The organism is Wandonia sp. (assembly GCF_984588085.1).
Genome location: NZ_CFIGVI010000009.1, coordinates 29,417 through 55,477 on the forward strand (window position 1 = coordinate 29,417; position 26,061 = coordinate 55,477).

The 26,061-nt window shown below is 40.2% G+C and carries 21 protein-coding genes and 1 tRNA gene; 6 read left to right on the forward strand and 16 right to left on the reverse strand.

What is annotated here, in order from left to right:
• Positions 1-52 precede the first annotated feature (52 nt).
• The 6 genes from AC4PL9_RS05340 to AC4PL9_RS05365 all read right to left on the reverse strand — a co-directional run bounded on the left by AC4PL9_RS05340 (position 53) and on the right by AC4PL9_RS05365 (position 10,516).
• Positions 53-442: an HIT family protein gene (locus AC4PL9_RS05340; RefSeq protein WP_491603739.1), complete on the reverse strand. Its 390-nt coding sequence runs from the start codon at positions 440-442 to the stop codon at positions 53-55.
• Entirely contained in the window at positions 442-915 is a 474-nt protein-coding gene (gene greA / locus AC4PL9_RS05345) for a transcription elongation factor GreA (RefSeq protein ID WP_491603740.1), read from the reverse strand. Before greA ends, AC4PL9_RS05340 begins: the two co-directional genes overlap by 1 nt.
• 74 nt (positions 916-989) lie before the next feature.
• Complete coding sequence (locus AC4PL9_RS05350) at positions 990-2,057, reverse strand: PorV/PorQ family protein (RefSeq protein ID WP_491603741.1); 1,068 nt, start codon at positions 2,055-2,057, stop codon at positions 990-992.
• 23 nt (positions 2,058-2,080) lie between these two features.
• Positions 2,081-6,250 carry a T9SS type A sorting domain-containing protein gene (locus AC4PL9_RS05355; protein WP_491603742.1) on the reverse strand — a complete coding sequence of 1,390 codons (4,170 nt, stop codon included), beginning with the start codon at positions 6,248-6,250 and terminating at the stop codon, positions 2,081-2,083.
• 23 nt (positions 6,251-6,273) lie between these two features.
• Positions 6,274-10,047 (reverse strand): TonB-dependent receptor, encoded by a 3,774-nt coding sequence (locus AC4PL9_RS05360; protein ID WP_491603743.1) that lies wholly within the window; start codon positions 10,045-10,047, stop codon positions 6,274-6,276.
• Between the two features lie 193 nt (positions 10,048-10,240).
• Entirely contained in the window at positions 10,241-10,516 is a 276-nt protein-coding gene (locus tag AC4PL9_RS05365) for a hypothetical protein (RefSeq protein WP_491603744.1), read from the reverse strand.
• Between the two features lie 59 nt (positions 10,517-10,575).
• Here AC4PL9_RS05365 and AC4PL9_RS05370 point away from each other — a divergent pair, with 59 nt between their 5' ends.
• Positions 10,576-11,019, forward strand: a complete 444-nt coding sequence (locus tag AC4PL9_RS05370; protein WP_491603745.1) for a Rieske (2Fe-2S) protein — start codon at positions 10,576-10,578, stop codon at positions 11,017-11,019.
• Here the strand turns inward: AC4PL9_RS05370 and AC4PL9_RS05375 are convergent.
• The 3 genes from AC4PL9_RS05375 to AC4PL9_RS05385 are packed head-to-tail and all read right to left on the reverse strand — an operon-like array spanning position 11,016 to position 13,264.
• A complete protein-coding gene (locus tag AC4PL9_RS05375; protein WP_491603746.1) occupies positions 11,016-11,576 on the reverse strand; it encodes a hypothetical protein in 561 nt (186 codons plus the stop codon). The genes AC4PL9_RS05370 and AC4PL9_RS05375 overlap by 4 nt on opposite strands.
• Before the next feature lie 3 nt (positions 11,577-11,579).
• Complete coding sequence (locus AC4PL9_RS05380; protein ID WP_491603747.1) at positions 11,580-12,647, reverse strand: mannose-1-phosphate guanylyltransferase; 1,068 nt, start codon at positions 12,645-12,647, stop codon at positions 11,580-11,582.
• Entirely contained in the window at positions 12,644-13,264 is a 621-nt protein-coding gene (locus AC4PL9_RS05385) for a SprT-like domain-containing protein (RefSeq protein WP_491603748.1), read from the reverse strand. Before AC4PL9_RS05385 ends, AC4PL9_RS05380 begins: the two co-directional genes overlap by 4 nt.
• Before the next feature lie 102 nt (positions 13,265-13,366).
• Between AC4PL9_RS05385 and AC4PL9_RS05390 the strand changes: the two genes are divergently transcribed.
• From AC4PL9_RS05390 to AC4PL9_RS05405, 4 genes are all read left to right on the forward strand, one after another.
• Positions 13,367-14,107 carry an MlaE family ABC transporter permease gene (locus tag AC4PL9_RS05390; protein WP_491603749.1) on the forward strand — a complete coding sequence of 247 codons (741 nt, stop codon included), beginning with the start codon at positions 13,367-13,369 and terminating at the stop codon, positions 14,105-14,107.
• A 3-nt stretch (positions 14,108-14,110) separates the two neighbouring features.
• The gene (locus tag AC4PL9_RS05395; protein WP_491603750.1) at positions 14,111-14,872 is read left to right on the forward strand and encodes an ABC transporter ATP-binding protein; all 762 of its coding nucleotides are present in this window, start codon (positions 14,111-14,113) and stop codon (positions 14,870-14,872) included.
• 83 nt (positions 14,873-14,955) lie between these two features.
• Positions 14,956-15,936 carry a DUF8428 domain-containing protein gene (locus AC4PL9_RS05400; protein ID WP_491603751.1) on the forward strand — a complete coding sequence of 327 codons (981 nt, stop codon included), beginning with the start codon at positions 14,956-14,958 and terminating at the stop codon, positions 15,934-15,936.
• An 81-nt stretch (positions 15,937-16,017) separates the two neighbouring features.
• Positions 16,018-16,788, forward strand: a complete 771-nt coding sequence (locus AC4PL9_RS05405; RefSeq protein ID WP_491603752.1) for an enoyl-CoA hydratase/isomerase family protein — start codon at positions 16,018-16,020, stop codon at positions 16,786-16,788.
• Between the two features lie 53 nt (positions 16,789-16,841).
• Here the strand turns inward: AC4PL9_RS05405 and AC4PL9_RS05410 are convergent, their stop codons facing one another.
• From AC4PL9_RS05410 to AC4PL9_RS05435, 6 genes are read right to left on the reverse strand one after another with little or no spacing between them, the layout of a single operon-like run.
• Positions 16,842-19,334, reverse strand: a complete 2,493-nt coding sequence (locus tag AC4PL9_RS05410; protein ID WP_491603753.1) for a DUF5686 and carboxypeptidase regulatory-like domain-containing protein — start codon at positions 19,332-19,334, stop codon at positions 16,842-16,844.
• A 40-nt stretch (positions 19,335-19,374) separates the two neighbouring features.
• A complete protein-coding gene (locus tag AC4PL9_RS05415; RefSeq protein WP_491603754.1) occupies positions 19,375-19,581 on the reverse strand; it encodes a hypothetical protein in 207 nt (68 codons plus the stop codon).
• Positions 19,582-19,604: 23 nt separating this feature from the next.
• Positions 19,605-20,132, reverse strand: coding sequence for an LPS export ABC transporter periplasmic protein LptC (lptC, locus tag AC4PL9_RS05420; protein WP_491603755.1), 528 nt, complete (start codon positions 20,130-20,132; stop codon positions 19,605-19,607).
• A gap of 29 nt (positions 20,133-20,161) precedes the next feature.
• A complete protein-coding gene (locus tag AC4PL9_RS05425) occupies positions 20,162-21,415 on the reverse strand; it encodes a tetratricopeptide repeat protein (protein WP_491603756.1) in 1,254 nt (417 codons plus the stop codon).
• An 8-nt stretch (positions 21,416-21,423) separates the two neighbouring features.
• On the reverse strand, positions 21,424-22,776 hold the full coding sequence (locus tag AC4PL9_RS05430; RefSeq protein ID WP_491603757.1) for an OmpP1/FadL family transporter: 1,353 nt from the start codon (positions 22,774-22,776) through the stop codon (positions 21,424-21,426).
• The gene (locus AC4PL9_RS05435; RefSeq protein WP_491603758.1) at positions 22,769-23,485 is read right to left on the reverse strand and encodes a type III pantothenate kinase; all 717 of its coding nucleotides are present in this window, start codon (positions 23,483-23,485) and stop codon (positions 22,769-22,771) included. The genes AC4PL9_RS05430 and AC4PL9_RS05435 overlap by 8 nt, the downstream gene beginning before the upstream one ends.
• An 87-nt stretch (positions 23,486-23,572) precedes the next feature.
• Between AC4PL9_RS05435 and AC4PL9_RS05440 the strand changes: the two genes are divergently transcribed.
• Positions 23,573-23,645 (forward strand) — tRNA-Phe (locus AC4PL9_RS05440).
• 116 nt (positions 23,646-23,761) lie between these two features.
• Here the strand turns inward: AC4PL9_RS05440 and AC4PL9_RS05445 are convergent.
• Positions 23,762-26,053 (reverse strand): FG-GAP-like repeat-containing protein, encoded by a 2,292-nt coding sequence (locus AC4PL9_RS05445; protein WP_491603759.1) that lies wholly within the window; start codon positions 26,051-26,053, stop codon positions 23,762-23,764.
• Between the last annotated feature and the right edge of the window lie 8 nt (positions 26,054-26,061).

Here is a 26,061-nt window from a genome sequence, read left to right on the forward strand (position 1 = left end):
TCTTTTTTTCACCGATGGCAAATAAAAAAGGTTCCGTGAAAGGAACCTTCATTTAATTTCCTTTTATACGATCAGCTATTTCAGCTAACTTTTCTTGTGTTAACTCCAATTTTGGGCGGCTGAAATTCATATCATCAATGGTATTAATAGGAATAAGGTGTATATGTGCATGTGGTACTTCAAGACCTATTACAGAAACACCAACCCTATTGCAGGGAAAAACAGCCTTCAACTTAGCAGCTACTTCTTTGGCAAACACCATCATCTCACCGAGCAGATTATCATCAATATCAAAAATATAGTCTACTTCTTTCTTTGGTACAACCAAAGTATGTCCCTCCTTTAATGGCATAATATCCAGAAAAGCAAGAAATTTATCATTCTCATGTATCCTGTGACATGGAATTGTACCTTCAACTATTTTAGAAAAAATGCTCGCCATTATCTTGATATTTCAAGTACTTCAAATTTGGTAACCCCTGCAGGTGTCTGTATCTCTGCAATGTCTCCTACTTTTTTCCCCAGCAAACCTTTTCCTATCGGAGAATCAACCGAAATCTTCTTTGCCTTAAGATCTGCCTCGTTTTCGGCAACCAGTGTATACTCCATTTCCATACCGTTGCCAGTATGTTTAATTTTCACTTTGGATAGAATCAATGCTTTCGAATTGTCCAGTTGTGACTCATCTACTACACGAGCATTAGCTATAATCCCTTCCAATTTTGCAATCTTCATTTCAAGAAGTCCCTGTGCCTCTTTTGCTGCATCATATTCTGCATTCTCAGACAAGTCTCCCTTGTCACGAGCTTCTGCTATTTGCTGCGAAATAGACGGACGTTCTACAGTCTTCATTTGGTGAAGCTCATCTTTAAGCTTCTGTAAGCCCTCTTCAGTATAATAACTAATCTGTGCCATATCAATTCACTTTATACAAAAACAAGAGAGCCCTAACGAGCTCTCCTGTCCAACAAATATATTAAATAAATTTATTACTTCAAAGAAATTGTAGCTCCAATAGTATGGATAGGACCAAATGGAGAAGACAATCTTACAGCATACTCAATTCCTATTGCAGATTTATTTTTACCAACAAGTACATCAACCGATGCTCCTGCGGTAAGACCTGTTAACGCGTTAGTGCGTGCTGTTTTGCTAAAGCTATTTTTTTCAACTACATATCCTGCACGAATACCGAAAGCGGCTTTTTCAGCAGTAAATCCATAATCAAGACCTAATGCATACTGATCTGTAGAGAATGAATTTGCCTGAAATGAAGCAGCTACGATTAATTTATTTCTCTCATCAAACAAGAAATCGTAAGAAGCTCCGATGTTCAATGAAGATGGCATTTCGAATGAAGCAGATCTTTGTTCTGTAGTTGCACTACTACCTGTTTCAATGTAGTTGACCTGAGTAGCTAGCCCATCACCTTTGAAACGCATTGTCGGTCCAACGTTTTTCAGAGCAATACCAAACTTAATCTGGTCTCTTTCACCTGTAACATAACGAATACCCGCGTCAATCGCTACACCTGTAGCTTTCAGGTTCGCTATTGACTCATTAATAACTTTCAGGTTAATACCCCCGTAAATTGAGTTCGAGAACTCACGAGCATATCCTACATTGAAGATGTTATAACGCGGTGTAAAAGTACCGATTCCCCCTTCAGGAAGATCTACTGTTGTAATATCAATCTCTCCAAACCCGAAAGATTGGATACTCACTGCAATCACATCCTGATCCGAAATTCTCTGGGCAATACCAGCAGCATTCACATTAATTCCTGCACCACCTAGCCAGTTGGTGTAATTAAACTTTATCTCTGTCTTATCTGTAAAAGCAAGACCTGCGATATTCGTATAGGTAGCTTCTAATCCGTTAACATAAGAGATTCCGGCTGAACCAGCACCTAAACTACGTGCCCAGGGATTGATCAGTAACTCAGTAGCTCCGGCAGAACCAACGCGATCCTCATTACCTGCCTTAACCCCGGTTGCAGCTAGAATAGCTGCCCCGGCGATTAATGATTTCTTAACTATATTATTTAACTTTTTCATGGTCTCCAATCGTTTCACTGATTTTACAAGTTTTCAAGATCCGGTTGTCTGATTCCTCCGAACCACTTCAAGATTTTCTCTCCTATTCCAGGTACTTCTACATGAATGATGTAAACACCACCTGCAACCGGAATTCCTTTGAAGTTTTTCAAATCCCAATCCAAAGAAGTAATCGGACTATCTTTATCAAAGGAGTTGATCAATTTACCGCGTACATTGAAAATCTTGATATTACACTTCTCAGGAAGATTTGTAATCTTAATTCTTGCATCAAGACGATCACGCTCATACTGAGAGAAAGCATAATAAGGGTTTGGCACAACATTAATCATTTCCAACGCATCAGCTAGCGCCTGATCCTGATTAACCATTGTTGCAATACCATCCATGTTCCACTCGAACATTGGTCTACCAGCATTCTCATTAGAAAGAACCTTGTCCTCAAATCTCTTCGAAACTCGCATTCTAACTTTAGCTTCTGTTTCCAACAAACTTCTGTCCGGTGCAAGCATTGGATACATTACCCACATTACACTCTTCCATGCTTCACGGATTTCCGTGTTATTGTTTCCACTCAATGCATCATAGAAGTCTCTTCCTTCATCGTAGGCTGACATTCCTGAACCATTGATATCTTCTCCGATAATATAAATTACATGCTGTCCTCCGAACACTGCGTTTCCAACGTTGTCATAGAACTGAGAAGATGGGTTCCACTTCATATCAGTACCATTCTGACCACCCAAGAAAGAATTCTCAGCAAATGCAATGTTCAAACGACGCCCCGTTTCTACATCAATTGCATAACCTGGGAACCATCCCATTCCGGTAGTTGAAGTCAAATCACCTTCTGCAGCATTGTATCCGGCCTGACCAGCAGAAAGACCATTTTTATCAACTGAAGCCTGTTCTCTTGGCTTAGATGCTGTCGCTCCTCCAATTGCCAAAGTTGGCTCCTGACAAAGTTCTATAACTACTGATCTTGTCCATTTTGACTTATCTGGAGTAAAGACTACATCAACTCCACTCGCAGACGCCATTCTGGATTGCGTTTTAGCTTGTGTAATGTTTACTGATGCATTGTTAACAACAGGAGCAGCAGGTCCACAATCTCTTACAAGACAGAAGTGTGTAATTGTACCACCTAGAAGGCTTTCGTACAACTCATCCGGGTCACGCCCCTGATTATCATTCCAACAAGCAGGATCGTTCTCCTCATCTTCTACTTTTCCAGAAAGAATCCAGTTCTGAGGTCCAAAATCATCCGTATCCGGAACTCCGATTAACCATGCTTTACTTGAATCAGCAAACTCAAGAGTTGCTTCCAATGGCTCAGTTACAAAGTTGTTAGGAGCCGGAGACGCATATACAGTGTAGTTTTTCTGTTCAATTGTAATGGACACTCCCCATTCAGGAATAATCTGCTCATTACCAATGGAAATTGTTCGGTCGGACTTAACAGAGTCAATAATTGCACCACCTTTTTGTGTATATCTATATACTACCCAGTTTGCCGTATCAATACTTGCTGTAGAAGTACCGTACTCAATGAATTTCAATTCATAATGTCCTGGTGTTACATTAAGCGGATCAACTACTTTTACATCAATTGGACCTGCATTTTGCTTATAAACAGGTTTATCCACTGAATTGTTTGCCAAGATAGACTTCACTGTAGCATCTGTAAGATCCGTAGATAATGCCATATTTCCCCACCCGTCAAGACGTGTTATTTTCGGCATTGTTCCATAACCAACAAAGGCGAAAGTACCTCCTCCTCCTGGCATTGGATTGTGAGGAATTCCAGAAACACTACTAATAGCTGTTCCATCATAGCTCAATCGGGAGCGAATGTATGGCATCTGCTGACCATCCAATTTTGTAGGGTCAGTCGGATCATATTGCTTAAACTCATTGTGTGCATATGCTACAGCAATATAATGGTATGTCTTATGATTTACCAGTGTTCTGTCACCACTCGCAAACTGGTCTTCAGTAATACTAAATGTATGACGAATCCCGTCATTCGCACCATCTACTTTCAATATCGGTTTAGAAACACCTAACTCCTCATCGAATTCGTAGTTAATCAATCTGCTAACCTCATTATTAATATCACACTGAACAACAAGACGAGCCTGATCAGAATCTTCAATATCCGCTACTGAAGTAGTACCATCTTTCAACTGATAAATTTGATATCCTTCGAATCTGTAGAATTTATCATATGGTGTCTCACCGGGTACATCAACTATATTGATTTTATCCTCTTCTTCGTATGATTCATTTACGTTGTTTCCTGAAGGGTTTGAAATCATCAATACCAACTCATTCTCCAACTCCTGAATAGTCAATCGAGGTGCTGTTGGTGGCTCAAGAATCTGGAAACAATTATCAAATAAAGCCTGCGCTTTAGTATCAGCACGGAACAACTCACGTACCGGTGCTTCAATATCTGATTCAGTACTTCTTGCATAAACCACACCAACTGTAATGTTATTTACTGCTCCCGGACGCAATGTAAATGGTCCTGCTGCCTGAACAAAACGACGGTCACCAACAGGGTTTCCTGTAGAAGTCTCAGACCATGGTGCCTGTGGCGAAGAACCTGGAGTACCCCAACCTAATGGATCTGAATCACCAGGGAACATATAGTCTGTAATAACGTTAGGGTTGTTTCCAGCAGTTCCTGCGTTACCACAACCTCCGTATGTCATTCGCTCACCATTCTTCCAGACTCCGTTCATCAGACGATAGAAGTCAACAGCTGATACAGGATCATCAGTTACCCCTGTCTGTGAACATCCAAAACCGATACGCGAGAACGAGATATATCTTTTCATTCCATACCGTTCATTATCGTTTACACCATCTCCGTATCCTATACCCAATCCAGTATAAACAATACCATTATCCAATCTTGCTTCAGCAACCGATGGAGTTGTAGCTATAATGGTTCCGTCAGGAAGTGTATCTCTTGATGGCCCAACGTTATCACGTCCGTCATCATCCTGATAAGGTCCTTCGAAGAAGTCAATTCCTACTGCAGGAGGGTTATCTTCATATCCGATTGATCCATTACAACTAGGATCCGTAATTGTTCCGTTATAAGCATATCCTAATCCACGCGACACGTCACACCCTGCATAATCATTTTCTGAACATCCCACATCTGTATCTGCATATTTCGCAAAATAGGTATCCTGAAGTGTCTGTGTTCCTCTGTTTATCATTTCATAATTGTAGAACGTCATCTTGTTCACTTCATCTCCTGTAGCAAACGAAAATGCCTGTGCACGGATTTCCATACCAATCGGATCACCACCTGTTTCTGTGTGAATATTTCCTTTATCATTAAATACCCACCAGTGCGTTTCGTCACCAAACAAAGTGATTCGACGATCATTTCTACAATCTACTTCTTCTTCAAAATCATACCATGGGTAATCACCGTCAGCTATTGCATTGTATATCCCATCTTTGTTTCTATCATAAAAAGGAGCCAGGTAATAATCCTGTCCAAGATTAACATCTCCATGAGCCGGCCAGTTTATAATACGGTTCAATACTTCTCCAGGAACAACAATTGGTTCAGGACAAGCTTCCGGGTCAACATTTTCACAGTACCACCACATATTAAAGTTTGATACCTCCGATTTTCTGATTGTAAAGAACTCATCGAAAGCCAAACAGGTCTGTGCTGTAATTGTGGCCTCTCCAAAAGGACGGGTAACATCACCATAAACAGGTCCTGAAGGGTTATAATTTCCTGAGTTAGGGTCAACGGTAAGAGGTCCTGTCCAAAAATCACGTCCCTGAGTACCGAATAACTGAGCAGCTAATTTAAGCTGACCGTTAACGTCAGTCCCCCCCATCCAAAGCGCTCCTGCAAAAAGGACAGATGGCCCCGTTGGATTATCCTTAGATGGTTTTGGAACCTGATAAGCAGCTCTGTTATTATTTCTATCCTGCCACATCATTCCTCCTGTCTCAATAAGCGCGCGCACATCATTGAACTCCATGAAAGTTGATTCTGTCGGAGGAACACAGTTTGCAGCTTTGGTAACCATCAACTCACCATCGCCATTCCCTCCTCCTTGCTTATTGGTAGCCGGAGGATTCCAAGCCATTACACCACTGTAGATCCCAAGGAACAACGTGGTCAAAATACTTATTTTCATATACTCTCTCATAACTAAATTCTCTTTTTGTTCAATTAAAAGTCAAATTTAACACCTAAACGAATTGTTCTTGGAAGACCATAATTGAATGGGTTATCAACTTTCATCATGTAAAGATCGCGGAAGGATTGCTCATCCAACTGGTTCGATATTGAAGATTGTGAATCTGCAGAAGCAAGGAAACCATCATCATTAGCGTTACCAGTAGCACGATATACATTAAGAACGTTTGAAGTGTTCAAAAGGTTGGTAATACGGAAGTAAACGTTTAGGAAAGCCATTTTTTTCTTATCCTCATTCTTACCGAACTCCAGATTAAATGTTCTGTCGATCTGAATATCCAAGGTATACGTCCAAGGCTTTCTTGATCCGTTCAACGTTCCTTCAAGACCTGAAGTCTGAGGGTTGATGTATGCAGCACCACGTACTTGTTGCTGGCGTGTATAAGGTGTTCCCGAACCAACATTTGCAACCAGGTTAATCCCTGTATTTTTCAGGATTTGCCCACCCTTTTTCGTTTTAGGACCATTGTATGATTTTCCTTCTCCATATCGGTAGTCAATTACAAAGTTAAATGTGTGACGACGGTCATAGTTATATGGAAAAATGTTCTGAAGGTTTGGTTGTCCTGAGTTAACCAACGTTAATGCCGAAGTTGCGTCAGAACCAGTACCATCAGCGAATTGAAGTGTATAGTTTGCATTCAAGCGAATATTACCTGTTCTTCTCAAGTCGTAAGAAACGGTCAATCCTTTAACGGTTCCGAAGTCACGGTTACCAAATGTACGGTATGTGTTCGGATATGCTTCCACCATTCTCATTAACTGGATTTGATTTCTTTGTTCTCTATAGAAAGCTTCAATCTTAACAGCAGAAGTTTTTGTTAACACCTGCTGGAATCCTAATGCATAATCAATTGTTGTTGTTGGCTTCAGATTTGCGTTATTAATAATAACATTTCTTGTTTCCATAAACTGATAGTCGATTGGATCGAAACGGAATCCTGTATTAGGACGCTGAGTAAGGATGTCATAGTGAGCAAAGAAACTTGCTTCATCAGAAATAGGGAATGAGAATGCGATTCTTGGCATCACGTTTACCTGCGCTTTGTAGTCTGTAAATGCATCCGCAGACGGAGTTTCTGCTGATGGATCTAATAACCACGGTGCAATTCCCTGTGCTCCACGAACAACAGTTGGATCGGAAATCGGGTTACCTGTAGCGTTGTACCACTGCATGTCTTTACGGAAACCATTTATCGAAGTCGGGTTGTTTACGTCGTTTACATAAACTACGTAATCGTCTCCCATACTTTCAGGAATATCAACCCAATTATAAGTTGTCGGATCAGACTGCGCCAAAGCGCGAGCTTGCTGAACGTTTCTTGCTGAATAAACTAAAAGAGGATCTTTCAGTACCGGTTGATTTGCATCAAACACATCGACACGTACACCAACGTTGAAGACGATATCATCAAATGCAAATTTGTCCATAATGTACCCCGCAACATAAATTGGTTGGAAAGCACCAATTGTACGCTTGTAGTTCCCATTATCATCTACTTCATTGAAGTAATTGTTAATATCTGTTCCTCCTTTGATTTTCTTACCTGTGTAGTCATATCCCCAATACTGAACAAAATTCTGCCCTGAATTTAACAACTCGTCAGCAGAGAACATATCCAATGTTAACGTATTTGGATCAACTTCATCAATATTCACGAAATCTGTTCCAAAAGGATCCAACCCTAACTCGTTACGCACACTGTAATCAAAGAAAGACTGTTCGTCACCATTAATCTGACCACCGTACACTCCATTAGTAGCACCATATCCTGAATTTAAACGGTCGTATGTAACACGATAGTATGTTCCGTAGTTATCCCAACTTGGTGATGACTTATCCAACTCGGAAATATGCGAGTTCATCAACTGACGAGCAACTGTCCAAAGACCAATAGGTCCTGCCTGACCTGACTGGAATCCACGGTCAGTACGCTGTTCAAATTCGAAACCAAGTGTAATCGAGTGTCCACCGATGTTAATCGATCCAGAACCTGTAGCACGGAACTGATTGTTTTCAAATTTTTGATAAAAGTTATAAGGAACTCCGAAGTTATTCCAGATTTCATATACATCATCCGGTCTATCTCCGTTACGTAAACCTTTACCTGTTTGAATCTGGAAAAGATTTTCGTAGTTCCCTGTTACTTTCCCGTCGTAGATATTATAATACTGACGAGTGATCGAAGCAAATGCATCATTCGTTTCAGATGCTTCGAAATCTACCCGATATTCACGAAAACCATCATGCTCGTAATACGCATCAATCACATTTCCAGCCTCATCTGTAACCTGACGGAAAGTATAAGAAGGCTCACGGTATGTCGTAAACTTACCAACATACCCGTAGTTGAACAAACGATCTTTGTGATTAGCATCCTGAGAATATCCTGATGATTGTGAATAATCCACCATCAAAGAGTAGAATGCTGACTTAATTTTTGAGCTGCTCCCTTCTTCTTGTTTAGGAGTGAATCGCTGTGTAAAACGTCCGTATACACGCCAGTCTAACTGAGTATTTAAACCAAAGTTGGTGAAATTCAACAGTGAGTTATTATAGCTATAACCTCTTCCTGTATTATAAGCCATCGACCCTCCAAAAGTAAGGTTAACTGAAGGTCCTGCATTAACATCAATCTTACCTGCTGCAGAAATGTTACGGCTTCTTGCATTCATTCGGTAAGGTGTTTTTTCAAAATCATCAGCTCTAAGAAACTGTGAGTTATGGTAAGTTCCCTGTCCGGTACCTGTCGGACGAAGCGGGTTTTCCATCAATGCGTCACGAGCCTCTTTTTTAATTCGGTAAGTACCTCCAATAGCAGGACGAGGATCTAACTGATCCGTGTAGTTTACCGAAAGGAAGAATCCTAAAATTGGTTTTGTTTTATTTCCTAAAGAATCTTTTTTCATCCAAAGCGGTCCGGAAACCATCCCTTCCAAAAGGTTATAACCGAACTGATCCATTCCGATCACTTTCCCGTCATATCCGTTCGGGTCTTTTCCATTAAAATAAAATCCGGATGTAACACCTTCGATCGAACCGAAGTATTTTGCAGACGGACCTCTTGTCGTCACAGAGATAACCCCTCCGGTCATATCCCCATAGTTAGCAGGAAGACCACCCGTGATTACAGAAACCTCCTGAATAGCTGACTTTGGAAGATTGGACGAACCACGAACTTTAATACCATCTATAAAGTAGTAGGAATCACCACTTCGAGACCCACGAACACTCATTGCCCCCGAACCTTCTTCCATATAGACCCCTCCGACAGTTCCTGCAACACCAGCTGCAGAACGAACCGGCATTCGCGCGATATCTTCGCGTGTTACCGTTTGCCCGGAAGCACCACCATCCTTATCAATAAGAGGGACTTCGTAGTGAACGACCTCTACCTCAGTAAGAAGCCCATCGGACTGACCTAACTGAAGATCATTAAGGAAGGTTATTTTATCACTGGATACAATAACACCTTCCTGACGAAGTGTCTGATATCCGACAAAACGAACCTCAACATTATAACTACCAGGGTTAATGGAGTTAATCTGGAATTTACCATCAAAGTCGGTTTTACCCCCACCTTTCTGAACTCCGTTCTGGAATAATACCACATTAACAAATGGAAGCGGGTCTCCCGTCTCCTTTTCTGTTACCACCCCTCGGATGGTACCTACCCCTGTTTGTGCAAGCGAGTAACTAACTGTTAATAAAACACTTGCGAGTAACAAGTAAAATTTCCGTAACATAAGCAAATTTTAATTTGAACTATTCTTTAAGCAACAAAGCGGGTAAATATAGAAAAATAATTTTTCTTAGCACCTCTTTCCTTTTTAATAAATTTTAACATCTCCTTTTTCAGGCATGCTACAAACATACCGTTTTAAAATCCATCTGACAACGCGCTAAAAATCGAATTTATCTAATATTATACCTGTCTAACTATTTCCTCCTTTTCTTCTTTCTCTTATCTCTTTTTTTCAGAGCTTTCTGCTGCTTCTTCATCCGTTTTTGCGTCTCTTTACTCTGAATGCTCATGAAACGCTTCTTTCCTTCCTTCTGAGCTTTCTGTTGCGCCTTTTTCCTCGACTCACGCTTTTTCTCAATACTTTTCTCAGCCTGCTCAACAGTAGCCGGAGTTTTCTGCGCTAACAATTTACCTGAAGAAAAACAACAAGTAAAAAGTACCAGAAAGAAAATGACGAAATACTTTTGCATACTTTAACTCTCCTTTTTACGTTAATAAAATTGTAAATTTACAGAATAAACACAGCAGCATGAAACTATCTAGACCAGTTTTGATTTTAGGGACAGTTCTTTCCTTTCTCTTTCTGATTTCATCTTGCAATAAAAACAAACTTCACCCTGTTCCGAATCTTCCGTTCAATGTCAATATCAATATCAACCTTCCTTCCTATTCAGGACTACAGAACATAGGGGGATATGCTTATGTCAATAATTACGGCTCTAAAGGCGTGGTTGTTTACAGAAGATCTATTGATGAATTTGTTGCTTTTGACAGGCAGTCCACAGCTGAAGGAGGGCAAGAATGCGACGGAGTGGAAGTTGATGAAGAAAACACACTTATTGTAAATGATGTCTGTGGTGATTCTCAATTTTCTCTATATGACGGATCCGTCATTCAGGGACCTGCTGAATTTGGACTACGAGGCTATCAAACTATTTTTGACGGAACCTACACACTAAACATTTCCAACTAAAGTAGTACAAATTGAGTTTCACTCAAAAGGGCTTTTAACTGCGGATCATCAGGACCAAGATAGGTATCTCTGAAATCATCCATCTCCTGTCGCGTTTCAGGAGATATTTTTTCCTGTAACTGTTCCATAATTTCGCCGCTAATAGCAACCGGTGGAATTCCTGCGATAACATTATCACCTATAAAGTTACCGATCAAATTAAACTCCGTTACTTCTGATAATGGTTTACCTGTAACCACACAAACTTTGTCCCATTTACCCTGCCAGTCCTCCTGCCCCATACTGACACGCTTCTCATTTAGATGAATACTTTCAAAATACTCTTCGATGACACGTTTGGAATGCTCAGACATTCGCTGGTTCATTTTTTGTCCGCAGGGGATACATATTGCCATTTCGAACAAGGTCAAAACATCTCCCTCGGCAGTGCGTTTCATCGCTTTTTCAATTGCATAAGGCTCCCCGGACGCAATCAAATCCTTTTCGCACATGACACACTTCCGAATTGGCTTTCCGCTTCGGTCGGAATAAAAAGACTCAGGTATTGGGTCAGACATTACTTACTCCTCCATTAGTTTAATATAATCCTTTAGCTTCTGTTCATCCTTCTTACTAAGAATTAAGAGCTTTCCATTCGACTCAACAACGATATAATCATTCAGTCCCTGAATTAACGCCGAACGATTGGTCGGAATGTTAACTATACAATTATGCGAGTCAATCAACTGTGCTTTGCCTCCTATAATTGCATTTCCGTTAAAATCTTTTTCCAGATGACTATATACAGAACCCCAGGTTCCTAAATCCGACCAGTCAAAATCCGCTAAAACCACTTTTACATTTTTCGCATTTTCCATAACAGCGAAGTCAATCGAAATGTCTTCACATTTTTCAAAACACGTATTGACGAAGGTCTGTTCCTGCGGGGAATTATACAATGAAAAATCACTTGCAAACAGCTTGTATAAATCAGGTTTAAATTTCTTTAATGCTTCCAGAATAGTAGCCGCTTTCCAGACAAATATTCCCGAATTCCAATAATAATCCCCACTCTTCAGAAATAATTCGGCCAATTCTTTGTTAGGTTTCTCCATAAATTGTTTCACCTCACATACTGATCCCGGAATCAAATCTCCGTTCTGGTAAAACTGAATATATCCATATCCCGTGTCCGGTCGGTTGGGTTTGATCCCAAGTGTAACCAGACACTCTGTTGACTCCGCTTCCTTCTGGGCTACATCAACAATACGCACAAACTTCTCCTCTTGTAAAATCAGGTGATCTGAAGGAGCTACAATTAGATTGGCTTCCTTATTGATCGCATAAATCTTTGATGCTGCGTACGCGATACACGGAGCTGTATTTTTTCGTTGGGGCTCCGTAAGAATTGCCTCCTCCGATAAATCAGGCAACTGATCTTTCACCAAATCCCGGTATATCTGGTTGGTAACCACAAAAACATTCTCAGCAGGAACGATCTTTGACAACCGATCAAAGGTCATTTGAATCAATGATTTCCCAATACCTAATACATCCAAAAACTGCTTCGGATGTTCCGGAGTCGACAAAGGCCAGAAACGGCTTCCAACTCCACCTGCCATAATCACAGCAAACTTGTTACTTCTCATACTTCTACTTTCTTAACCTCAGCAATTGCATTTACCAAATACATTTTACCTGAAGCTACTTCTTTACACTCTACTCTTTTTCTCCTTACACTTCCTCTCTCAAACAATCTTCCGGACAACAAAAAACGCTCTCCCGGAAGAAGGTCCTTCACTACCGGCACCTGATCTTTCGTATTATGCCTTCTAAGCGCAAGAAACAATTCGTGATCGGAAGCTGAAGAAGCCTTCGGATTACGAATATAATTTTTCAAAGGTCTCCTGACGTCTTCCGGAAACCAGTTTTGTGCTCCTCCCGAAGTGAGCAATTGAGAAAAAGTCATTTTCCACTCTTCTCCATGTGGTGCGATCCTGTTTCCATACTCACTAAAGGCAATAAGGTGCGCAAACTCATGAAGCGTCGTAAGGTAAAAAGCAAATGGGTTCAGATTTCCATTCACCGAGATGGAATGAAACCCTTCCCTATCCTGACTACGATAATCGCCAAATTTGGTCTTTCTCGGGTTTGTAATCCTGAATTTCACCTTATGAGCTGCTATCAGATTTACTACCTGATCTATTCCCTGCTCGGGAAGAAACCGGCGGATTTTATCAGCAATAGCAGATTTAACCTCATTCATCGGAACAAAAATAATGGAAATAGGCAACAAAAGTTATCCCCACCAAAGAGTTTACAAAAAATTGATGATAATTTACCCAAAACCGCTAAATTAGCATCGAAAATGAAGGTGATCTACAATATAGGTAAGTATGTCATGATGCTGAAATATGTATTTTCGCGACCTGAAAAGTTTCGGATTTACAGAATCAGGATTTTTGATGAAATTGAGATTATCGGTCTAAGCTCAATCCCATTGGTAGCACTTATGTCTGTTTTCATGGGAGCGGTCATAACCCTTCAGACAGCAGCCAACATGGACAGCCCGTTGTTACCTGTCGAAACAATCGGTTATATTACCCGTCAATCTACGATTCTTGAATTTTCACCTACCATTATTTCCTTAATTCTAGCCGGTAAAATCGGGTCTAATATTGCTTCGGAAGTCGGCACTATGCGCGTTACCGAACAAATTGATGCACTTGAAATAATGGGAGTAAATTCTCTTGGGTATCTCGTACTACCTAAAGTTGTTGCCGGATTGATCACATTTCCGATTATTGTTATACTTTCTATGGCATTGAGTATTCTGGGAGGTCTTTTTGCCGCTGTTCAGACTGGATTATGCTCTCAAAATGATTATGTAAAAGGACTTCGGTATTATTTCTATGAGTCCGATGTTGCTTACGGATTGATAAAACCTTTTTTCTTTGCTTTCATTATTACGACTATTGCCTCATTCTATGGATATTATACTAAGGGAGGAGCGTTAGACGTAGGCAGATCAAGCACAAAGGCAGTGGTCTACAGTAGTATTGGAATATTACTCACCAATTACTTCCTAACTCAAATAATTCTGACATAATTCATGATTGAAGTAAAAGGGGTAAATAAAAGCTTTGGTGACCATCACGTCCTGAAAGAAATCAGTACCGTTTTTGAACCGGGACAGGTCAACCTTATCATCGGTCAGAGTGGTTCGGGAAAATCTGTTCTTGCAAAATGCATAGTCGGGCTTCATGAAGTTGATACAGGAGAAATTCTATATGACGAAAGAAACTTTACGGTTATGAATCGTCATCAACGAAAAGATGTTCGAAAGGAGATTGGAATGCTCTTTCAGGGATCAGCTCTGTTTGACTCCCTGACCGTCGAAGAGAATGTTATGTTCCCGCTTTCCATGTTTACAACTATGTCTAAAGAAGAAATGCGTGAACGTGCTAATTTCTGTTTGGAGCGGGTAAAACTAACCAATAGAAACCATCTCCTTCCAGCTGAATGCAGCGGGGGAATGCAGAAACGTATCGGAATCGCCCGGGCAATTGCCATGAATCCCAAATACCTATTCTGTGATGAGCCTAACTCGGGTCTTGACCCCAAAACATCCATAGTTATTGATAACCTGATCCGGGAATTGACCTATGAATTTAATATGACAACTATTGTCATTACTCACGACATGAATTCCGTGATAGAAATCGGTGATCACATTATTTTCATTTACGAAGGAAATAAGTGGTGGGAAGGAACAAAAGAAGATATTCTCAGAACCGACAATCAGGAAATTAACGATTTTGTCTATGCTGCTCAGTTCATGAAACAACTAAAAGGAAAACTTGGTAGCCACTAAGATTTTCATCAAGGTTAATTTTTCTTAAAAGATATAACAGTACACTCAATTTTTCATTACTTTGTGTGTAAATACTTTATTTTATGTCAGAAATACAGAAAGATAATCAGAAGGAGAAGGAAGCACCTAAGAAAAGAGATGGGGTATACATTTTTGTTATACTCTTATTGATTGCAGGACTTGCAGGTTTTGGATTTTTAATTTCCAACAAAAACAAGGCCCTGGAAAACTGTTCTCTTGAGAAAAGTGCATTGGAAGCGGATATGGCGGGGATGGAAGATATGCTTTCCGAACATATTGATGTTCAAAAAGGAGACCTCAAAAGTGAGCTAAGAAATATGTTAGCAATGTACGAGGACGCTTTGGCAACAAACGACACGCACGAGGATAGTATACGGGCACAACAGGAAAAAATTCAGAGTATTCTGAATGAACTGGAATCAAACAAAAAGAGAAGTGCCCGCGAGATTTATAAATTGAAGAAAGAGACTGAAACGCTGCGGGCAATCATGAAAGATTATGTTCGTCAGATCGACTCTCTTAATACGGTAAATGTCGGTCTTCGTACTGAATTGACAGATAAAACCACACAACTTTCCAGTGTTACAGGTGAACGTGATGCTTTACAGGAAAGAACATCAAATCTGGAATCTAAAGTAGCGGCAGGAGCTCGTTTGAGTGCTTATAACATCTATTCAACAGGACTTAAATACAGGCTGGACGGAACACTAAAAGAAAACTCCCGAGCCGGAAAAATTGACAAAATACGTTCTTGTTTTACAGTATCTGAAAATTCGTTAGCTGCGGCAGGATCAAAATATATCTATCTTCAGGTTATTACTCCTGACGGAAAAGTTCTGCACACACGCTCCAGTAACGTGATAAACATAGACGGAGTTAATGTTCTATATTCAGATCGTAAAGAAATTGACTATCAAAATCAAAGTATTGATGTCTGCGTATACTATGAGGCAGGAAGTGAAGAACTCGCCAAAGGAAACTATATCGTAAAACTATATGCTGACGGTGCTGTAATTGGAAAAGATAGTTTTACACTTAAATAAAATCTCTGTAACGGACAGTTGAATGGAAGGGAGACAAAAGTCTCCCTTTTTTGTTATTTTCGTGGACTAAAAACGATATAAATGGAAGCTATAAATCAGGGAGACGTAAAGTTTACTATTTCGGAAAATGGAATTGCTACAGTTGAATTTTTTCATCCGTTATCTAATTCATTACCCGGTAAAGTACTTGCAAAACTAGCTAATACAATAACTGAATTGGGAGCAAATGATTCGGTAAAAGTAATCGTACTGCAGTCGTCCGGAGAGCGGGCATTTTGTGCTGGAGCCAGCTTTGACGAGCTGATATCAATCAAAGATCTCGATACCGGTAAACAATTTTTCTCCGGTTTTGCCAATGTTATTAATGCATGCCGTAAAGCCCCAAAATTGATTATCGGCCGCGTTCAGGGGAAAGCTGTTGGTGGAGGTGTAGGATTGGCTTCTGCTGTTGATTATTGTTTTGCTACGCGTTATGCTGATATAAAGCTGAGTGAGCTGGCTGTTGGTATTGGTCCTTTTGTCGTAGGTCCTGCAGTAGAAAGAAAAATAGGTCTTTCAGCAATGAGTCAACTGGCTATAGATGCTACAGAATGGCGTTCCGCAGACTGGGCAAGAGAAAAAGGATTGTACACAGACATCTTTGATTCGATTGAAGAAATGGATGAAGCCATCCAGACTCTGGCTGACAAACTGGCAAAATCTAATCCCGAAGCTATGCTACTATTGAAAAAAGTGTTTTGGGAAGGGACTGAAAACTGGGATCAGCTTTTAGCTGAACGAGCAGCAATGAGTGGTAAGCTGGTTTTATCCGATTTTACAGTTAATGCGATCAACTCTTTCAAGAAAAAATAAACAAATCCATGATCAGGAAGAGCTGTTCGTTGTACCGGACAGCTTTTTTTGTATCAGAAATTGTATTTCATATCCCGTTCATCAAGTAATGAGAAACTAATTTTAAATTGTCCGGTAGGCGGAGCAAAATTAGCATCCGAGTAAACACCATACAAACCAATTCGCAAACGACGTTTAAACAACTTGAAATCCCGTTCCAGTCCTGCGAAAAATTCCCAGTATTGGTAATTGTGTTCCGGTACATATAAATATCCTCCTCCCACTACTGATTTTATCCGGGTCTTTTTCATGAAAGGTATCTTATTTAACAATGCCCCGTTAAAGTGGTGTACAATATGTGTTTCCAGGTAAAAATCCATTGTCGGAAGAGATGTGTCCAGTCCCTGATAAGAATACAGAGGATTGGAAAACCACAAAGGGTCTGATCTTCTGTGGTATTTATAATCCGGATCTTTCAGAATACGCGCATTCAGGAATTTCCCTGTTTTCGCGTGGTAATTTGTTGTTCCCAACGTACCAATTTTAAACGATTGTCTCACTCCCAGATCAATATAATCGTGGTCAACATCACTTCCCAAAAAACCAGGCACTCCCTTTTCATATCCGATATAAAAAGTAGGCCACTTGGAACCCAGAATCACCTTTCGTTTCGGTTCACGCATATATTTTTGTCCCGGAGTATATTCTAATACCAATCGTAACAAAAGAGCCTGATACGTTTTAAACACAGGCGGCGCGGTATTATTTATTGCGCTATCCAATAACGTGATAAACTTGTAACCATCTACGGAACGTCTTTCATTAAATTCAACCTCAGCATCCAAATAGAGACCATTTAACAGCTCTGTATAATGTCCTCCAACCAACTTTGTAGATTCGATAAAATTATCCCGCAAGAAGATCTGGGAAATAGCATCCTGCTGGCGAATCAGATCAAAATCATGTCGGAACCGGAGAAAAACTGCTGATTGTCTGAATGGATCATACAGATACCTGACTCGCGCTGTTCCTTTGATATCCCCATTTAAAATACCAACAGATACCTTACCATAGGTATCTATATATTTTTCATTCTCCCATTTTTTGAAGTAGTCAAAATTAGGAGATATACGCGGTCCGGCGATGTATATTGGTTCGATCATACCCGCTAAAGATGAAACAGACCATTGTATCTTTTTTGCCCTGTTACGTTGATCTATACCAAACCAGACCACTTTCCAGAAAGTAACCCGGTTAAACTCTCTGTCCACTGAATCAAGGTATTCCTTTTTGTTAAGAATAGCATGGATGCTATCCTGTTTTCGCAATAGCTCTCTCTCTTCTTCCGTCAGTTGTATTCTGCGATTATTCTCCCAGAAAGCCGAGTCTTTATCATATGCATCCTGTGTTGTAACGGCAACTTCATTCGAAAAAAATTTCTTCCCATACTCCTTACCAAACACATAATTATCATACGCTACAGAGGTAGATGCTTCCGTCACATCTTTATTAAAGGAAACACCATACCTCATATTCTGCTGTTTCAAAACACAAAGTGTATCCCCTCTATTTTCAAATAACTGGTCAATTTCGAAATAATCAAATTTTAATAGATCCCCCTTTTCCATCCTGAAAGACAATTCTTTTACCATCCAGACAGAATCCTGTATGATTAGATACCCTGTCAGTGTAGAAGTTGCCGAATTCCTTGCTGTTATTTCTATTTTGTGGTATTTGAGCCCTTCCTCTACGTATTGCTTCACCAGTTTATATTTATAGGATAAAATCCCTGCCCAGCTAATAGGAGAAGTAACCGGAGACTCATTAAGGTCATCTACATAGAGAATGTTTGCGAAAAAATTAAAGTTTGATTTTGTAGTTGTCGTGTAATAGAGCCTATCGTCCTTCCCTTTTCGGACATACGCATTTCTGATTTCCTTCACATTATTGGGAGGTTGAAAATACCGTTCCATTTCAACTTCGACAAGGTTTAGATTATCTGTTGTAGCATAGCGAAGTTCTTTCTCCTTTTCTTCGCGCTCAAAAGGATCTGTAATCTTGTCCAGTTCCTCTTCAATCTCCTGTTTGGAGCGTTTTTCAGATATTGCCCGTTTCTCGGCTGCTTTTAGATAAACATCAACACTGTAGGAATATTGCTCGGGGTTGATAATCTCCTTTCGTTCAATAACTTTTTTAATGATCTCGTGTCCGGGATTTGTCCTTTTGACTTTAATCTCAATCTCATTCAGTTCGTTGTCTGCCGGTTTTAACTGAAAATCTACTTTATTACTCCCCTGCCGGACAACAACAAACTGCTCCAATGTTTCAAAACCAAGGTATTTTACAACCACATCGTAAGACCCCACTTCAATAAATAAGGTATAATTTCCCTTATCTGAAGTTACGGTTCGGAGTTCAGGTCTGTTCTTTATATAGATAGTAGCATAAGGGACGGGAACACCTAAATCATCTTTCACGACTCCCTCAATAGACTGAGAAAAACAAAGCAGGTTACTGAAGAGGATCAGCACAAGAAAGGAAAATCGCTTTAGTCCATTGATTGTCATATATGTTGCATAAAATACAACGTATTTGGCATCAATTTGTTCATTGCTCTTCTTTATTTTTCTGTTCCTCCAGAAATTCAATATGTTTCTCCATTCGCTTTCTCATAAAAGAGCGTATAATCCAGGCAAAAAAAGCGATTCCAGAAAAAACGTAATAGGGTGCCCAACGATCGAATCCTTCTTTAAAACCAAGGACCGTAATAAACAGTAACATGGCTATCCCGATCAGGAGCCAGAACTTTTCCATTATTTTATTATACCTGTTCATAATCAATCATTAAAATATTTCTCTCCAGTAGGTTTCAGAATCTCAAACTTATCAAATGTCTGATCAGCCACAATCCCTTTTCCCCACAAAATGCCGTCTTCTGTTTTCACGACCACGGTTTTGTTACTAAAGATACTATCATTTCTCCAAAATAACTCTTCTGTTTCCAATTGCTGGTTTTTGTTGACGTTTCTTAGTACAACACTATCCCTGACAAACATTTTCTCCGTATTGGTTTCTCTTTCGCCATAATATGCAGTCAAAACCGCTTCCGGCTTACGGGTATCGCGATCATAAAAAGTCACTTCCAATCCATCTTTAATAATCGTTTTCGGGATCGGGTTACGATACGACTCAACCAAGACTCCTTTTAACTCATACCTTACATAACCGCTATCTGTGACGATCATGTGAAGATCCGTGGACAATTCATCCGGTAAATTCTCCTGTGAAGTCACCTTTCTGATATTCTCAAGGTCATTGGCACAAGAAAAGACAATTCCTGCGAGCAAAAGCCACGCAGGAATCATCCAAAAGTATTTTGTATACGATCTCAATGTTAGTTGTACCCGATAATTTTCACTGATACTCCCCAACAAGAAAGTGTTATTGTCTCTCCTTCTGTACGGTTCTCATCAAAGATCATATTCTTTGTAGGAGCATTAGCTTTGTAAGACGCAGTACTCAATCCACCACGTTCTGCTAGCTCAACCGCATACCAGTAATTTGCTTTTCGTTCAAAACTTGTATCACCACAACTGTTTGCAGAAGCTGCCACACTTTTTGCAGCGATATCCAAAGCCTTGCTTCTGTATTCTCCTCCCGCTGTTAAAGCTGAAGCATGTGCCGCACGGTAGTTTCCTTGCTGATAATATCCGTAAGCCATGCGGTATGCAATTTCATCACCACGCTCACCGTTATCCATATCTTTTGCTTCTTTATAAGCTCCCATCGCATCACCGTATCTTTTCTGAGCCAGAAGGAAGTTCCCTTTAGCAATCATTGCATCTACTGTAGGATCAAGAGCAATCAAGGTATCCAAAAGCATTTCGTACTCTTTAGAGTTTACACAGTCTTTCTTCTCAAGAATTGACATGTAATTTTTCACAGCCCCTTTTTTCGCTTCCGCATCCGAAGGCAACATCCCCAGAACATCTGAGATTACAGGAAGTACATCATCACATGATTTTGCAACCCGATCAAATATTCCTGTAATATATTCCTGGATACGCTCATTTCCTTCATTCATTGCAAGTAATGCTGAAAGATTTAAGTATTCGTCAACAATACGCTTGCTGTACTCTTTCTTTTTCTGAGCATCTTTTTCTCCATACTGAAGGATGTAAAGATTATAATAATAGGTAGAGATCAACGAAGGATTTGCCTTCTCCTGTAGTCCGTCAATTCCATATTTGAACAACTCATCGATCTTCTTGTAATCAGTACTTTTGATGCTTGTCAGGTAATAGGCGTGCCAAATTGCCCACTCGGCACGTTTACCTATCTTTGTTTCATAGCTCTCAAATACACCAATCAACGTATCTGTATAGGCTTTCTTTATTACAGCATCTTCGTTCTGTGCAATCAATTGCTCATAACCATACTTCAGGTTCATGTATATTGTTGAATCCGTCGGACAAAGTTTTTCTGCTTTGGTATAAAATGTTACCGCTTCCTGGAAATTCTTGTTTGTCATCGCATCACCTCCGATTACGCGGGCTTCTTTACACTCCTTACTCATTTCGTCCTGCGCAACAACAGGTAATCCTATTGCTAAAGTCAACCCTAATATGTACTTACCTAAGTTCATCATTTTATAATTTAATCATACTTAAACTTTCTAAACCATTTGTCGTTAAATCCGGGAGATAAAATTATTCCAAAATTAACGCCAATATATCGCTCCCGTATCGATGTTGGTCCGATTTCTCCCTGTTGTCCGATTTTCATCCCGATATTCAGAGAAGAAACTGATCGATTAAACGGAATCGGGAAACCTAGTCCAAAAGTCATGCCAAAGTCTGTTAATCGAGTGTCCCCTCCGGGAATCTGCCCGTAGTTCGCTCCCAGTCTGTAGGTCATTCTGGAGAGGTATTTAATCGAAGGTGATTTATCAAGAAACTTGTGATGAGGCGTGTATTCGATTCCGAAACGGGCATACATCGCATCCGAATACGTTTCATTTACAGGAATTCCGTTTACTTCCTTTTTATACTGACTCCAACTCATCATTTCAATATCTGCCAGAATCCGTACGCGATACATCAGGAGTCTTGATTTAAGCGAGTCCTCTCTGGCTCTGATCTCGTACCCTACCCCAAATCCGATACGTTGAGGGATCAACACTTTTCCTCCAAGTTCTCCTGTAGAGAAGATCGTATCAATATTAGCCGGTGAAACATCATAATCCCCCGTATACCGGACTAAGGACTCCAAAGAGGTCGTTTTCCAATAGGTCGGCATTGCGTATGTTACACCGATCGAAAACGAACTGTATTTACTGATTGTATATTGATATGAAAGTCCTGTATTCAAACTAAAACCTCGTATACGGTCATTAACATTGTATAATCCGTTAAAATAGCTGGATGAATTGATCCAATCACTTCTTTTGGAATTGGCCGTATTTCCAAAATTGTACCCCAGATCCGCTCCTAAAGCAAGATAATTTTTTTCATTCTTGAGAATTGCTCCCGAAAAATTAAAATAAACCTGTTGCACTCCTCCTTCTCCCATGTAGGAATGACGAAGTGAATCACCTGCAATTACTTCATAGGTTTTAAAATCATACCCGCGTGAAATAACCGGTTTCATTCCCAAAGCGAGGGCAAAACGCTTCGCAAAGGGAATTGCGATTTGAATTGAATTCAGATATACCAGGTGGTCACTTGATTTTCCCGAAGCAGACTCAAAATTAGAAAAACGTGTGCTAAGGTCAAATGAAAAAAGAGGTTGCCCTTTTCCCAGATAGGGTAAAGAAGCCGGATTGTGAATATTTGCATAAGTCGAATCATTTAATCCGATACGTGCACCTCCTCTTCCCAGGGATATTCCGTCAATCGGTTCTTTCCACATCCCCAAGCCAAATTGCGAGTAAGGTGAATTTGTAGTAACCTGCGCAATTGTTAATACAGGAATTAAAAGGATGAGTACAGCAAGTATTTTCTTATGCATTAGCCTCTAAAATTAATTTCAAACCCAACAAAGTCAGATTTTCGTGCGCAAAGATGGGATTTTTTACTTCGAAATCAAAGTATTTCATATCTCCTCCCGTCACAAAAATTCTTAAATCAGTATACAGTTCCTGATAACGTTTAATTGTGGCTAAAATTTCATTTTGCATTCCATTTAATGCTCCCGATACCAGAGACTCCTCCGTATTTTGCCCTATGAGAGGTCTTTTTTCCCAGGATTCGACTAATGGTAAATTTGCGGTATAGTCACTCATTGCGCGAAACCTCATCCGTAATCCGGGAGAAATAGCTCCTCCCCTATACTTCCCTTCGGAACTGACAAAATCGAACTTCAAACAAGTTCCGGCATCTACAACCAGCACATTGTTCCCCGGGGACAATCCGGCTCCGGCAACAGCATTGGCAATTCTGTCTACCCCCAATGTCTCCGGAGTCTTGTATGCTATCTGTACCGGGAATTGTAATTCATTATTTACACGAATTGCGTTAGGTAGAATTCCCAATACTTCATGTGTCTTTTCTTCTCCTGCGACAGATGCCAATATGGAATTGACTATTTCTTCCGTATCAATTACATTCTTTACCCCTGCTATTCCCTCTCCTGAAGAAACGATAGTATCTCCCTGAAAAACCGCATACTTAAGCCGCGTGTTCCCCATATCAACGATCAATCTTTTCTGTATCATCATTCAAAGATAGTTGAACTTTTTTCAAAAAAAAGTATAGTTTTCGTTTGAAAAACAATTTTATTTATATCTTTGCACCCACCAAACGGCGGTGATGTAGCTCAGTTGGTAGAGCAAAGGACTGAAAATCCTTGTGTCGGCGGTTCGATTCCGTCCATCACCACGAAAGCCTTGCAGAAATGCGAGGCTTTTTTGTTTTTCAGTATTTCCCCTCTATGCATAAATAAAAAAGCAGTACCCTTGAAGGATACTGCTTTCCGCTTGATCTATCTTATTTATTTAGTACTTCACAAACTTTCGCACCAACTTACTTCCATCTTTAGCTAGTAAAGAAAGGAAATAAGTCCCCTGAGGAAGCTCTGAAACGTCAATACTTTGCTTCGACTTTTCAACTTTCATCACTTCGGCACCTATTAACGAATAAACAGACACAGTATAGTTATCAATATTCCCACTAAACTGAACGGACAACATATCTGTTACTGGATTTGGGAACACAACTAATTCTTCTGAATTCAACTCTGTAATTCCTGCAGTTGGGTTTCCAACATGAACTTCTTCTGACACCTGATTAGAGCTTATTCCATTTGAATTTTCCACAACAAGACTGACAAAATAAATTCCTTCTTCGTTGAACTGAATTTCCGGATGTTGTGTTGCTGCATCCGTTCCGTTAATAAATTCCCATCCGGAAGCAGGAGAGACATCCCATTCCCATCCGTTTGGACATTCTGTTGACTCATCAGCAACTATAATTGTACCTCCTACCGGAATATCGTTTGCACTTACAGAGAATTCAGCTACCGGTTTTGCAGCCGCTCCTTCCAACAAGTAAAGCGTCGAGTTGATTTCAGGTGTACATATCACCTCAACCAATCCCGAAGGCCAACGAACAACGACTGAATCAATTTCATCTGCCAACCCCAGCCCGAAGTGAGGATTTAAAGTACTGCAATATCTGAAACCTGTCCCTGATTGAACATCACGAATCTGTCGTCCCCAGTCTCCATAAATTTCAATTCGGGCACCAATACCATTTCTATTACTCTGCACACCTTCCAGATTCATTTTAATCCAGTTGTTTTCATTCCCATCATTCAGGTAGATATTGTTACCATTCTGTACATCAAGGAAGCCATCATTATTCAAATCTCCTACAGCTCCCACATCCATAGGTACTGTATAGGGAGAGAATGTCATATCCCCGTTATTAAACATGATAACGTTTCCGCCTCCAAAAACATCTGCAAAACCATCGTTATTAAAGTCAAAAGTAATATGCTCTATATTCAGATGCGTATTTGCATCCCAACCACTTCCTGCTGTAATATCTGTAAACGTTCCGTCTCCGTTATTTCTCATAAACTTATGCGGACCGTCAGCTGTAGAACTTGCCCCAACAACAACATCCATATCTCCGTCGTTGTCAAAATCATTCCATGCAGAAGACCAGGTCTGCACAGGGTCTGACAGGTTTGACTCTATTGACACATTCGTAAACGTCCCATCTCCGTTGTTTCTGTGTAATTCATTAATTCGGGCAGAAGAAGATCCACCCCGGCATTTTGCAATAAACAAATCCTGATCTCCATCATTATCGTAATCAATCCATACAGAACCGTAATTTCCCCCATCCGGGTGATCACCAATCCCTCCCTGATTAAAAGACAAGTTTCCTGAACCATCATTTATATAATACACATTCGGATCAACATCATGGCAAACAAATGCATCCAGGTTACCGTCATTGTTTATATCTACAAAATTACTTCTCTGAGAAAAGACATATTGCGGCCCGGCGATCATTTCGTATTCCGTACCCGTTTCGTTTGCCTTTAAGAATGCCACCCCTGATCCACCACCGTATAGCAAATCATTGAATCCATTCTTATCATAATCAGCAATAGCCATACTCCAGGATGGTAAATACGAAGTTCCTGCTGTAGCTATCGTCGTGTTGGAGAAGCCTCCTATAGACTGCTGATAATGCACTTGTATATTTCCGGAAGAAACAGTAACAATATCATCCAGATAGTCACCATTCATATCTCCAATAGCAATCTTGTAACTTCCTGAAATAGTTGGAATATACACACCTGTAAACGTAACCGGCAATTCAACAGGTTCCTGTAATATAGTTTCCGTTAATTCAAAAATAAATCCATCCGATTCCCATCTGTTATCCCAGGCGATATAGTAAACCTCTCCCTGTTCTGCCGTAAAAGAGGTGACGGATAGCACCCCCGCTCCTGCATCATCATCACCGGCAACACAGGTCAACTGACCACACGTCCCAGTGTAAACATGCACTCTGGTATCCTGCCCCGTATTCGCAGCAAGATCAGAGCTAACGGTAACCGTATAATCATTATCCGGCACATAACGATACCATTCAGCATTCATAGCCCCGGGACCATTTAGGGCGCAAACCGGATCTGGGATTTCTGTCCCGTCAATGTAGTTAATAGTGTGTAGCCCTTCTGTAATTGTCAGCGCTTCACTGCATGTGTTCTGACCGTATACCATACCGCCAGACAACAAAATCATAATAAGTAGTTCTTTCTTTTTCATATAGTTGT

Coding starts and splice junctions, on each gene's coding strand:
- AC4PL9_RS05435 (WP_491603758.1), bottom strand. CDS start 23,485: ATGATGATACAGAAAAGATTGATCGTTGATATGGGGAACACGCGGCTT.
- greA (WP_491603740.1), bottom strand. CDS start 915: ATGGCACAGATTAGTTATTATACTGAAGAGGGCTTACAGAAGCTTAAA.
- AC4PL9_RS05400 (WP_491603751.1), top strand. CDS start 14,956: ATGTCAGAAATACAGAAAGATAATCAGAAGGAGAAGGAAGCACCTAAG.
- AC4PL9_RS05355 (WP_491603742.1), bottom strand. CDS start 6,250: ATGAGAGAGTATATGAAAATAAGTATTTTGACCACGTTGTTCCTTGGG.
- AC4PL9_RS05380 (WP_491603747.1), bottom strand. CDS start 12,647: ATGAGAAGTAACAAGTTTGCTGTGATTATGGCAGGTGGAGTTGGAAGC.
- AC4PL9_RS05350 (WP_491603741.1), bottom strand. CDS start 2,057: ATGAAAAAGTTAAATAATATAGTTAAGAAATCATTAATCGCCGGGGCA.
- AC4PL9_RS05370 (WP_491603745.1), top strand. CDS start 10,576: ATGAAACTATCTAGACCAGTTTTGATTTTAGGGACAGTTCTTTCCTTT.
- AC4PL9_RS05395 (WP_491603750.1), top strand. CDS start 14,111: ATGATTGAAGTAAAAGGGGTAAATAAAAGCTTTGGTGACCATCACGTC.
- AC4PL9_RS05445 (WP_491603759.1), bottom strand. CDS start 26,053: ATGAAAAAGAAAGAACTACTTATTATGATTTTGTTGTCTGGCGGTATG.
- AC4PL9_RS05405 (WP_491603752.1), top strand. CDS start 16,018: ATGGAAGCTATAAATCAGGGAGACGTAAAGTTTACTATTTCGGAAAAT.
- AC4PL9_RS05375 (WP_491603746.1), bottom strand. CDS start 11,576: ATGTCTGACCCAATACCTGAGTCTTTTTATTCCGACCGAAGCGGAAAG.
- lptC (WP_491603755.1), bottom strand. CDS start 20,132: ATGATTCCTGCGTGGCTTTTGCTCGCAGGAATTGTCTTTTCTTGTGCC.
- AC4PL9_RS05425 (WP_491603756.1), bottom strand. CDS start 21,415: ATGATGAACTTAGGTAAGTACATATTAGGGTTGACTTTAGCAATAGGA.
- AC4PL9_RS05340 (WP_491603739.1), bottom strand. CDS start 442: ATGGCGAGCATTTTTTCTAAAATAGTTGAAGGTACAATTCCATGTCAC.
- AC4PL9_RS05385 (WP_491603748.1), bottom strand. CDS start 13,264: ATGAATGAGGTTAAATCTGCTATTGCTGATAAAATCCGCCGGTTTCTT.
- AC4PL9_RS05390 (WP_491603749.1), top strand. CDS start 13,367: ATGAAGGTGATCTACAATATAGGTAAGTATGTCATGATGCTGAAATAT.
- AC4PL9_RS05430 (WP_491603757.1), bottom strand. CDS start 22,776: ATGCATAAGAAAATACTTGCTGTACTCATCCTTTTAATTCCTGTATTA.
- AC4PL9_RS05365 (WP_491603744.1), bottom strand. CDS start 10,516: ATGCAAAAGTATTTCGTCATTTTCTTTCTGGTACTTTTTACTTGTTGT.
- AC4PL9_RS05410 (WP_491603753.1), bottom strand. CDS start 19,334: ATGACAATCAATGGACTAAAGCGATTTTCCTTTCTTGTGCTGATCCTC.
- AC4PL9_RS05415 (WP_491603754.1), bottom strand. CDS start 19,581: ATGGAAAAGTTCTGGCTCCTGATCGGGATAGCCATGTTACTGTTTATT.
- AC4PL9_RS05360 (WP_491603743.1), bottom strand. CDS start 10,047: ATGTTACGGAAATTTTACTTGTTACTCGCAAGTGTTTTATTAACAGTT.